Source organism: Catenibacterium sp. GCM10023432 (genome assembly GCF_042651925.1).
Classification (GTDB): Bacteria; Bacillota_I; Bacilli_A; order Erysipelotrichales; family Coprobacillaceae; genus Catenibacterium; species Catenibacterium mitsuoka.
Map to the genome: position 1 here is coordinate 1 of NZ_JBHSEB010000026.1, position 10,645 is coordinate 10,645.

The following is a 10,645-nucleotide window of genomic DNA, read 5'->3' on the forward strand; positions in this document are numbered from 1 at the left end:
TCGGAGGTGTAAACCGTTAATACGACTGGGCAGTTACAAGCCCATGACCTTTAGGTCGTGGGTAGTTGACATAATATGATTCAGGAGGAATAAACAATGACATTTAGTAAAGATTTTTATTGGGGTGGCGCTGTTGCTGCCAATCAGTGTGAGGGGGCATGGAATGTAGATGGAAGAGGTATGGCCCGTACTGATGTAACTACAGGAGGAACAGTGAATACTCCTAGAATGGTTACATTTATTGATAAGGATGGTCAGAAACAGAAATTACCTAGCCATGGTTTTAAATTACCAGAGGGGGCTCATTTTGCAGTCTTTGATGATGAACTTTATCCTAACCATGATGGTATTGATTTCTATCATCACTATAAGGAAGATATCGCATTACTTAAAGAAATGGGATTCAAGATGTTTAGACTTTCTATTTCATGGTCTAGAATCTATCCTACAGGAGAAGAAGCAGAACCAAATCAGGCTGGTTTAGACTTCTATAGAAATGTATTTACAGAACTAAGAAATGCGGGTATTGAACCACTCGTTTCTATCTGGCATTTTGACACACCACTTGCATTAGAAGAAAAGTATGGTGACTGGCAGGATAGAAAGTATATTGAATTATATGAAAAGTATGTGACTACTATCTTTAAGGAATATAAAGGTTTAGTTAAATATTGGCTTACATTTAATGAAATCAATAATACAATTAACTTCTTACCTGATAATGCAAGTGATGAAGCTTTCCAGGAAGCCTATCAGCATCTTCATTATCAGTTTGTAGCGAGTGCAAGAGCTGTACAGATTGGTCATGCAATTGATCCTGACTATCAGATTGGCTGCATGATCTGTGGTATTACTTATTATCCACTCACTTCTGATCCAAAAGATATTCTCTTCAACCGTTATAAATGGGAAAAAGGTATCTTCTATTGTGGAGATGTACAGTGTAAAGGTAAATATCCAACATATGCTAAACGTTTATGGAAGGAACATAATGTCGAATTAGATATCACAGAACAGGATCTAGTAGAATTAAAGAATGGTACTGTTGATCTTTATACATTCTCATATTACATGTCTCAGTCTATTACAACTCATAAGAATGAAGATACAGTAGGTGGTAATATGTCGTTTGGTGTACGTAACCCTTACTTAACATATTCTGATTGGGGATGGGCATTAGATCCTGAAGGATTAAGATACTATCTTGAAGTCATTTATGATCGTTATGAATTACCATTAATGGTTGTAGAAAATGGTTTGGGTGCATTTGATACAGTAGAAGAAGATGGCTCTATTCATGATGATTATAGAATTGACTACTACCGTGCACATATTAAAGAAATGGACAAAGCGATTGAAGAAGGTATTGATTTAATCGGTTATACAACTTGGGGCTGTATTGATCTTGTTTCTGCAGGTACTGGAGAAATGAGAAAACGTTATGGCTTTATTTATGTAGATAAACATGATGATGGTACTGGTACAATGAAGAGAAGTAAGAAAGATTCTTTCTACTGGTATAAGAAAGTCATTGAATCTAATGGTGAAAATCTAGACTAAAACAAAAGACCAGCGCACGCTGGTCTTTATTACATGTCTTCTAAAATCTGTTTTACAAGCTTTACAAGTCTTTCTTCTGCACTGTTCGCTGCTTCCATAACTTCTAAATGATTCAATTCATTACTAGATAATCCTGCTGCTTTATTAGTTACTAATGAAATACCTAAAATCTTCATATCAGAATGTCTTGCAACAATAGCTTCAGGCACTGTAGACATACCTACCATATCTGCACCAAGTGTCTTGAATGCTCTGATTTCTGCAGGTGTTTCAAATTGTGGTCCTTTAAAGAAACAATAAACGCCTTCTTTTACATCTACATTCACTTTCTTTGCGGATTCTATGGCAAGAGAACGTAATGTTGATGTATAAACATCAGTCATATCCTTGAAACGTGGTCCAAAGTCATCTAGATTAGGTCCTCTTAAAGGTGATGGCATCATGAATGATAAATGATCAGAAATAATCACAATCTGTCCTGGATTTAAATCATCTCTTACACCACCACAGGCATTTGTCACAATAAGGTTCTTAATACCTAAAGCACTAAATACACGAATAGGCATTGTGACTTTCTGCATATCATAGCCTTCATAGAAATGGAAACGTCCTTTCATACAGGCAACAGTCTTACCACCTATTTCACCAATAATTAATTTACCAGCATGTCCTGGTACAGTAGAAACAGGGAAATAAGGGATATCCTTATAATCAATTTCTACAGGTTCATTAATCACATCAGCAAGTGGCCCTAAACCTGAACCTAATACAATAGCAACATCAATAGGATTTTTATAACGTGACTGAATATAATCACGTGCAGCATAAATTTCATCAATATACATAAATATACCTCCATATCTATTATAGTCTATATCATTCGCAAATATCTTATAAAAATGATAAAATAAGCCTAATAAGGAGGGTGATACCATGCATTTAGAAGACTATCGTTTATTTGATACTAAAGTATTTAGAGATGTTGTACATGATTATATACATGTAGAATATATGCCTATCTGGAAGCTCATTAATACAAAAGAGTTTCAGCGTTTAAGACGTATTAAACAGTTAGGAGGTACATCCATGGTATTTCCAAGTGCAGAACATTCACGTTTTGTGCATTCCTTAGGTGTTTATGAAATAACACGCCAAATGACAGAACTTGAACAAGTTAAAAAACACTTAACCGACTATGAACGATTGACTGTATTATGTGCTGCCCTATTACATGATTTAGGACATGGTCCTTTCTCTCATTCATTTGAAGGAATCTTCCAATACAATCATGAAGAGATGACCACAGCGCTTATTAGAGGACATACAGAAGTCCATGAAGTCCTAACACAAATAGATTCTCATTTACCTGAAGATGTGGCAAGTATTATAGAAAAGAAAGCCGATAAGCCAATGTTAGTGCAGATGATTTCTAGTCAGGTGGATGCTGATCGTATGGATTACCTTCTACGTGATTCTTATAACTGTGGTGTGACTTATGGACAGTTTGATTTATCAAGAATACTACGTACTATGCGTATTGTAGATAATCGTATTGTCTTTAAATCATCCGGTGTACAAGCAATAGAAGACTATATTCTAGCTCGTTATTATATGTACTGGCAGGTTTATTATCATCCCGTATCTAGAAGCTATGAACAGGTGCTAGGGAGTGTTATGAAACGTGTAAAGGATCTTTATAAAGAACACTATACCTTTAAATCTTCATTTCCACTTCTTATTCCTTTCTTAGAAGATAACTTTACACCTGAACAATTTGTGAAGCTGGATGAAACATCATTACTTTATTATATAAGATGCTTTATGGATGAAGAGGATACCATCCTCAAGGATTTATCGACTCGTTTATTAGAAAGAAAATTATTTAAATATCGTACACTTAAGGGTGATGAAGATTATGAAAATACACGAAAGATATGTATAGAAGAGGGATTGGATCCTCGCTATTATGTCACAAGTGATGCGATTATGAATCAGGTGCCTTATAAGCGTATGAAGGTCAGACATGCAAATGAAGTAGAGATCCTTAAGGAAGATGGAACAATCAGTTCTCTACCAGAAGAATCAGAAATTGTACAGGCTATATTATTAGGTAAAGCCAAACAGGATCAGAAGATCTTTTCTACAAGACAAGTGATTCGACGTTCTTCTTTTAGATATCAATATTTTAGTAACTATATGGATGCTCAGGGAACGCACTATATCCTTGAACAGACTTCTAAAGAATGGTCTCAGGAAGGATTATTCTTAGAATTCTATCAAGAAGATCATGTTATTGGATGTGCACATATTATTGATAATTGTGTGAAAGATATTGTATTACTTCCTGATGACCGTAGAGAATTCTATGAGAAAGAAGTATTAGGTGCCATAGAGGATTTATTCAAGAAACAACATATACATGTAGTGAAGATCGTTCCTTATTCACAATCTCTTGATTTTTACTTAGAAAATGGGTATCGTACAGAAGGTTGCTATATAATTAAGGAGGTAGAATGATGAAAAAAAGAATTTCTTATGAATGTTTATTGGTGAATGGTCCAGTAAAAGAAAAAGTAAAATATAAAGAGGTTGGGGATCATTATGAAGACAAAGGGATTCATTATATCTCTTTTGAAGTAGATGGAAAACCTATTCGTATTCAATATGATCAAACACATGTTCATCTTGTGAATGATCAATCTGTATTACATTTTAATAAGGATATGCGTGTACCGAATAAATATACATTACCCTATGGTATTGTAGAACTTCATACAAATGTGGTTTCTTTAGAATATAGAGAAGGCACAATGAAGTTCATTTATGAGCTCTATGATCAAGAGCATCTTGTAACAAAAGCTTATATGATGGTGCATTATTCTGATATAGATGAAGAAGGAATGCCTTCATGAAACATATAAAACGTTTTACAGCATTGTTTTTTGAATATCTTTATCGTTTTATTCAGTTCTTATTGAGTCCGATTGTAATCTATATTGCGCTTATTTGTATTCAGGCTATTTATCTTCTATACTTTGCGTCAATACTCACAGACTTTAATGGCGTGGTTCGTTTCTTATTTATCTCACTTTCCGCATTTATGATCTTTTATTTAATTAGTAAAGATGAGAATACAAATTATAAGATGACATGGATCTTCTTTATCATGCTGCTACCTAATGTGGGTGGACTACTCTATCTTTTATTAGGTAATAAGAGACCTTCACGCTGGTTAAAGAAAAAGATTCAGCCAGAAGTACAATATTTCAATCAAACAAGACAACAAGATCCAGTTATTAGAAACCAGATTATTAATAGGAAGATTATTTCTTTAGATTATCTCAACAGACAATCATTCCCTATCTATAATCATACAGAATGTAAATATTATTCATTAAGTGATTATAACTACCAGGATATGATTAAAGATCTTCTACATGCAAAACATTTTATCTTTATGGAATACTTTATTGTGTCTAAAGGTCTTATGTTTGATACTATCATCGGTATTTTAAAACAGAAGGTCAAGGAAGGTGTCGATGTTCGTTTTATCTTTGATGACTTCGGTTCCTTTACAACTGTACCTCTTCACTTTGCGAAGAAGCTAGAAGAAGCAGGTATTAAAACAGTGATGTTCAATCGTTTTATTCCGGTCTTCTCTTTAAGTCAGAACCACAGAGACCATCGTAAGATCTGTGTAATTGATGGTTATATTGGTTATTCTGGAGGGTTTAACTTGGCTGATGAGTATATCAACTGTAAAATGCGTTTTGGACATTGGAAGGATACAGGTATTCGTTTAGAAGGAGAAGCAGTATGGTCATTGACATCTATGTTCCTTTCCACATTCTATGCCTATCATAAGGAATATCATGGAGAAGATATAGAACAATTTAAACCCCATACCTACCATCCTGAACCATTTAAAAATACAGGTTATGTATTACCTTATGGAGATGATCCACTCGATGATGAAGGGGTAGGAGAATCTGTTTATTTAAATATGATTACACATGCATCTAGAAGTATCGATATTATGACACCTTACTTTATTATTGATGATGTCATGTTGAAGGCATTGTGCCTGGCTTCGAAGAATGGTGTTAAGATCAGATTATATGTCCCTCATGTACCTGATAAGAAACTTGTTTTTAGAGTCACACGTTCTTATTATTATGATCTCATTCGTGCAGGTATTGAGGTGTTTGAATACTTGCCAGGATTCTTACATGCAAAAGTCATGTTAGTAGATGGAAAAGCAGCGACAGTAGGAACAATTAATTTTGATTATCGTTCTCTTTATCTCCATTTTGAATGTAATGTCTTATTATATGAAGCAGAATGTTTATCTGCGATTAAGAGAGATTTTAGAGAGATGAATGAAATTTGTGCACCAGTAAAAATAGATGATAGCCGTCATTTTAAAGGACTCGTAGAAGGATTATTGAGATTATTTTCACCGCTATTATAAAATTCTTGACAGTCCAACATTTTGTGATACATTATTTAGAGTATGAAATAAAAAAGGAGGAATACAAGATGGCTGAAAATAAGCTTGAAAACTCACTAAAAATCGCCATTGGTCAGTCTGTTAATAAGTGCTTTGAATCAGTAGATATCACCCCTGAAAATATCATGATTGAGATTCCTAAGGATTCTACTCATGGTGATTATTCTACTAACATTGCGATGCAGCTGACAAGAACACTCCATAAGAATCCACGTGAAATTGCGACAGCCATTGTTGATTCACTTGATCAGGAAGCAGCACATGTAGAAAAAGTAGAAATTGCTGGTCCTGGTTTCATTAACTTCTTTATGAAAAATGATGCGCTTACTTCAGTAATTGTTGAAGTACTTTCAGAAAAGGACAATTATGGACAGACTCACTTCGGTGAAGGAAAGAAATATAACGTAGAATTCGTTTCTGCAAACCCTACAGGAGACTTACACTTAGGTCATGCAAAGGGTGCTGCAGTAGGTGATTCTATTTGCCGTATCATGACTAAAGCAGGTTATGATGTAACAAGAGAATATTATATTAATGATGCTGGTAAGCAGATCACTAACCTTGCATTATCTCTATACAGCCGTTATCTTGCATTATTTGATATCGAGCGTCCAATTCCTGAAGATGGATATATGGGACAGGATGTCATTGATATTGCAAAGAGTATCAAGGAAAAAGAAGGAGATGCTTTAACTCAGTTAACTGAAGAAGAAGCCATTGCTTATTTCCGTAAGGTGGGTACGGAACATGAATTACAGAAGATCAAAGATATCTTAAAGGAATTCCGTGTATCATTTGATGTATGGTTCTCTGAAACTTCTTTATATGAAGGTAATAAGATTGAACCTGCAATCAATAAGTTAAAAGAAAAAGGCTATACATATGAACAGGATGGAGCCTTATGGTTTAGAACAACTGATTTTGGTGATGATAAGGACCGTGTTCTTATTAAAACTGATGGAAGTTATACATACTTCACACCAGATATTGCATATCACTTAAGCAAGTTGAATAGAGGTTATGATTACTTAGTTGACTTACTTGGTGCTGACCACCATGGTTATATCAACCGTATGAAAGCAGCTATCCAGGCTTTAGGTTATAATGCAGATCAGTTGAATATCGATATCTTACAGATGGTAAGAATGGTTGAAAACGGTGAAGTTGTTAAGATGAGTAAACGTACTGGTAACGCTGTTACTATTCGTGATCTTATTGATGATATTGGTGTAGATGCAACTCGTTATTTCTTTGTAGCAAAAGCAGCAAACACACCATTTGATTTTGACTTAGGTCTTGCAAAATCACAGTCAAATGAAAACCCTGTATACTATGCACAGTATGCACATGCAAGAATGTGTTCAATCATGAGATCAGCAGCAGAAAAGAATATTGAACCTGCAGATCACTTTGAATTGATTAATAACCCAAAAGAAATTGAATTATTAAAACACATTAATGAATTCAAAAACACAATCAATGATGCAGCTCGTACAAGAGCACCTCATAAGATTGCAAACTATATTCAGAGATTAGCTCAGTTATTCCATTCATTCTATGGTGACTGTCATGTAATCGATGAAGAAAACAAAGAATTATCATCTCAGCGTTTAGCACTTGTAGAAGCAACACGTATTACACTTGCGAACGCATTAAACTTAATTGGTGTTCATGCACCAGAAAAGATGTAGGAGGCTACTATGGATTACAGACAAGAGTCAATGGTTAATATTGCATTTGAAATTCTTACTAAATCAGCAGGAGCAATGAGTTTCTATGATATTTGGAAAGAAGTTGCTGAAAAGAAAGAATTCGATGAAGCACAGAAGGATGATAACGAATCATTATTCTATACAAATATGATCTTAGATGGTCGTATGATCACTGTTGGTGAAAACAAATGGGATCTTAGAACAAGACATAGATTCGAAGAAGTGCATATTGATATGAATGATATCTACAATGAAGATGAATCAGAAGAAAGCACTGAAGAAGAAGACGAAGGTTTAGTTGAAGATAACTATGGTGAAGAATAAGGAGAAATCCTTATTCTTTTTTTTGGAATTTTTTAAGGATATGCATTATTAGGTGAGGAGGGATGAAAATGAAATATTTTTTATTATATGGTCTCATAGGAAATTGGATAACAGGCCTATTCATGACTGAAGAAACGATTAAGTGTCTGATTGCATTTGTTATACTGATTGGAGGCGCAATTGTTTGTGAAATGATATTCAGTTCCTTGAAGAAGAAAAAACAATATCTTTTTTGCCTGGGAATCTTAGTGGCTTATATTTTCATTTATGGTTTTGTGATGATTGCTGTATTATTGATTCTATATATTATTGCTCTTATGATGGAATCCCAGGATAATGCACCTAAAACAACAAGAACATCAAAGATGGAAAATACAGAACGTAGAAATTTAGTATTATTAGAATCATATAATTCAGATAAAGTGATGCGTAGTCTTGATGACTATAATCAGCAGGTTTATAAAAATGAATTAGAAAATTTATTTTTTGATAATTCTTATACAGAACAAGAAGCTGAAATACGTTTAAGAAAATGGGATTTCTATATAAATAATCCAATGGTTGGTAGTGAAAGATGGAAAGAACAGCATCCAGATGATTAAGTTGATCTGCCAATATGGCATGTGAATGAGATAACTACGGTGAAGAATAAGGAGAAATCCTTATTCTTTTTTTGAGAATTATTTAAGGAGATGCATTGTTAGGTGAGGAGGGATGAAAATGAAATCTTTTCTATATTATGGTCTTATTGGAGATTGGATCATATCACAATTTAAAACAGGTAGTGTGCTTGGAATCCTTGTTGCCTTTTGTATCATTGTACTAGGTGCAATTGTTTGTGATTGGATACTCACTGATTTGAAGAAGCAAGGAGAAAACTTACTCTATATTATGGCAGTATGTGGATTAATTATTTTAGGAGTATCATGTATGTTCATTTTTATAATTCTTATGGTAGACGTATTAGGTGATGTACAGAAATATATATTCCCAGAACTTTTAGAAGGAAACGAAGTTCTCATAGAATTACTATGGTAAGAATTATTATTTTCAGATAAGGTGTTGCGTTGTCTAGATTATTATCATCAGAATATGTACAAGTATGAATTAGATTGTATATTTAATGATGATTCGTATACAGCAGAAGAAGCAAAAGAACAAATAAAAAAATGGGATTTCTACCTAGACAATCCAATGGAAGGTAGTGAAAGATGGAAAGAGTTATATGCTGATGATTAAGTTCTTTCTCACTATATCTACGTCAAATTAACATACTTTTTACATGCTTATGCTTTATTTTTGCCTTTTAATCTGCAGTATAAAAAAAGTTGTGATGAAAGGGTTTACCTTTACATAAATCCTTGTGAAATAGTTGATTTTAGTTAAGTGCTGGATTATAATACAAATAGAAATTATTTAAGGAGGAATGTCATATTATGGCAGTAAAAGTTGCAATTAATGGATTTGGCCGTATTGGTCGTTTAGCATTCAGACAGATGTTTGATGCAGAAGGTTATGAAGTAGTAGCTATCAACGATTTAACTTCACCTAAAATGTTAGCTTACTTATTAAAGTATGATTCTTCACAGGGTAAATATGAATATGCTGATGCTGTAGAAGCAGGAGAAGATTTCATCACAGTTAACGGTAAGAAGATCACTATCTATAAAGAACCAGATGCTTCTAAATTACCTTGGGGGGAATTAGACGTAGACGTAGTTCTTGAATGTACTGGTTTCTACACTTCAAAAGCAAAAGCTGAAGCTCATATAGCTGCAGGTGCTAAGAAGGTTGTTATTTCAGCTCCAGCTGGAAACGATCTTAAGACTATCGTATTCAACGTAAACAACAAAACATTAACAGCAGATGATAAGGTTATCTCTGCAGCTTCTTGTACTACAAACTGCTTAGCTCCAATGGCTGATGCATTAAACAAGTTAGCAGAAATCCAGGGTGGTATCATGTTAACAGTTCATGGTTACACTGGTGACCAGATGCTTCTTGATGGACCACAGAGAAAAGGTAACTTAAGAAGATCTAGAGCTGCTGCAGTTAATATCGTACCATCATCTACAGGTGCTGCAAAAGCTATCGGTTTAGTTATCCCAGAATTAAATGGTAAATTAATCGGTTCTGCAGTTCGTGTACCAGTTCCAACTGGATCAACTACAGTTTTAACAGCTGTTGTTAAGGGTACTGTTACTGTTGATGAAGTTAACGCTGCTATGAAGGCTGCTGCAACTGATTCATTCGGTTACAATGAAGACGAAATCGTATCTTCTGACATCGTTGGAATGACTTACGGTTCATTATTTGACGCAACTCAGACTATGGTTACAGCTTTACCTGATGGAAATAGTGAAGTTCAGGTTGTATCTTGGTACGACAACGAAAACTCATTCACTTCTAACATGGTTAAGACAATCAAGTATTTCTCAGAATTAGCTTAATCAAATCTGAATTAAATAAGAACCTTTAATTTTTAAGGGGGGTCAATAAAAAACTCGCTTTAAATATTTGGGGGTTTCCACTTGTAAAG

At 34.2% G+C, this 10,645-nt stretch carries 11 protein-coding genes; 10 read left to right on the forward strand and 1 reads right to left on the reverse strand.

The features are described from left to right. The first annotated feature begins 96 nt into the window (after nt 1-96). Entirely contained in the window at nt 97-1,560 is a 1,464-nt protein-coding gene (locus ACFOZZ_RS04070) for a family 1 glycosylhydrolase (RefSeq protein ID WP_055234138.1), read from the forward strand. A 29-nt stretch (nt 1,561-1,589) separates the two neighbouring features. Here ACFOZZ_RS04070 and ACFOZZ_RS04075 read toward each other — a convergent pair whose 3' ends face one another. Then, the gene (locus tag ACFOZZ_RS04075) at nt 1,590-2,405 is read right to left on the reverse strand and encodes a purine-nucleoside phosphorylase (RefSeq protein WP_278860355.1); all 816 of its coding nucleotides are present in this window, start codon (nt 2,403-2,405) and stop codon (nt 1,590-1,592) included. A gap of 88 nt (nt 2,406-2,493) precedes the next feature. Between ACFOZZ_RS04075 and ACFOZZ_RS04080 the strand changes: the two genes are divergently transcribed. From ACFOZZ_RS04080 to gap, 9 genes are all read left to right on the forward strand, one after another. Then, nucleotides 2,494-4,077 (forward strand): HD domain-containing protein, encoded by a 1,584-nt coding sequence (locus ACFOZZ_RS04080; RefSeq protein WP_279068192.1) that lies wholly within the window; start codon nt 2,494-2,496, stop codon nt 4,075-4,077. After that, nucleotides 4,077-4,472 carry a DUF1934 family protein gene (locus ACFOZZ_RS04085; protein ID WP_055234140.1) on the forward strand — a complete coding sequence of 132 codons (396 nt, stop codon included), beginning with the start codon at nt 4,077-4,079 and terminating at the stop codon, nt 4,470-4,472. The genes ACFOZZ_RS04080 and ACFOZZ_RS04085 overlap by 1 nt, the downstream gene beginning before the upstream one ends. Next, nucleotides 4,469-6,031, forward strand: a complete 1,563-nt coding sequence (gene cls / locus ACFOZZ_RS04090; RefSeq protein WP_278780645.1) for a cardiolipin synthase — start codon at nt 4,469-4,471, stop codon at nt 6,029-6,031. The genes ACFOZZ_RS04085 and cls overlap by 4 nt, the downstream gene beginning before the upstream one ends. A gap of 68 nt (nt 6,032-6,099) precedes the next feature. Then, complete coding sequence (gene argS, locus ACFOZZ_RS04095; RefSeq protein WP_286696809.1) at nt 6,100-7,761, forward strand: arginine--tRNA ligase; 1,662 nt, start codon at nt 6,100-6,102, stop codon at nt 7,759-7,761. Between the two features lie 9 nt (nt 7,762-7,770). Continuing rightward, nucleotides 7,771-8,106 (forward strand): DNA-directed RNA polymerase subunit delta, encoded by a 336-nt coding sequence (gene rpoE, locus ACFOZZ_RS04100; RefSeq protein WP_279068190.1) that lies wholly within the window; start codon nt 7,771-7,773, stop codon nt 8,104-8,106. 68 nt (nt 8,107-8,174) lie between these two features. After that, a complete protein-coding gene (locus tag ACFOZZ_RS04105; RefSeq protein WP_278780648.1) occupies nt 8,175-8,708 on the forward strand; it encodes a hypothetical protein in 534 nt (177 codons plus the stop codon). 118 nt (nt 8,709-8,826) lie between these two features. Next, on the forward strand, nt 8,827-9,144 hold the full coding sequence (locus tag ACFOZZ_RS04110) for a hypothetical protein (protein ID WP_279079320.1): 318 nt from the start codon (nt 8,827-8,829) through the stop codon (nt 9,142-9,144). Between the two features lie 54 nt (nt 9,145-9,198). Then, nucleotides 9,199-9,345, forward strand: a complete 147-nt coding sequence (locus tag ACFOZZ_RS04115; protein WP_279147319.1) for a hypothetical protein — start codon at nt 9,199-9,201, stop codon at nt 9,343-9,345. Between the two features lie 197 nt (nt 9,346-9,542). Then, complete coding sequence (gap, locus tag ACFOZZ_RS04120) at nt 9,543-10,556, forward strand: type I glyceraldehyde-3-phosphate dehydrogenase (protein WP_278780651.1); 1,014 nt, start codon at nt 9,543-9,545, stop codon at nt 10,554-10,556. Nucleotides 10,557-10,645: the final 89 nt, after the last annotated feature.

Excerpts from the sequence above, each read along its gene's own strand:
- gap (WP_278780651.1), top strand. The coding sequence starts at position 9,543 with ATGGCAGTAAAAGTTGCAATTAATGGATTTGGCCGTATTGGTCGTTTA.
- ACFOZZ_RS04080 (WP_279068192.1), top strand. The coding sequence starts at position 2,494 with ATGCATTTAGAAGACTATCGTTTATTTGATACTAAAGTATTTAGAGAT.
- ACFOZZ_RS04075 (WP_278860355.1), bottom strand. The coding sequence starts at position 2,405 with ATGTATATTGATGAAATTTATGCTGCACGTGATTATATTCAGTCACGT.
- ACFOZZ_RS04110 (WP_279079320.1), top strand. The coding sequence starts at position 8,827 with ATGAAATCTTTTCTATATTATGGTCTTATTGGAGATTGGATCATATCA.
- ACFOZZ_RS04085 (WP_055234140.1), top strand. The coding sequence starts at position 4,077 with ATGAAAAAAAGAATTTCTTATGAATGTTTATTGGTGAATGGTCCAGTA.
- cls (WP_278780645.1), top strand. The coding sequence starts at position 4,469 with ATGAAACATATAAAACGTTTTACAGCATTGTTTTTTGAATATCTTTAT.
- argS (WP_286696809.1), top strand. The coding sequence starts at position 6,100 with ATGGCTGAAAATAAGCTTGAAAACTCACTAAAAATCGCCATTGGTCAG.
- ACFOZZ_RS04070 (WP_055234138.1), top strand. The coding sequence starts at position 97 with ATGACATTTAGTAAAGATTTTTATTGGGGTGGCGCTGTTGCTGCCAAT.
- ACFOZZ_RS04105 (WP_278780648.1), top strand. The coding sequence starts at position 8,175 with ATGAAATATTTTTTATTATATGGTCTCATAGGAAATTGGATAACAGGC.
- rpoE (WP_279068190.1), top strand. The coding sequence starts at position 7,771 with ATGGATTACAGACAAGAGTCAATGGTTAATATTGCATTTGAAATTCTT.
- ACFOZZ_RS04115 (WP_279147319.1), top strand. The coding sequence starts at position 9,199 with ATGTACAAGTATGAATTAGATTGTATATTTAATGATGATTCGTATACA.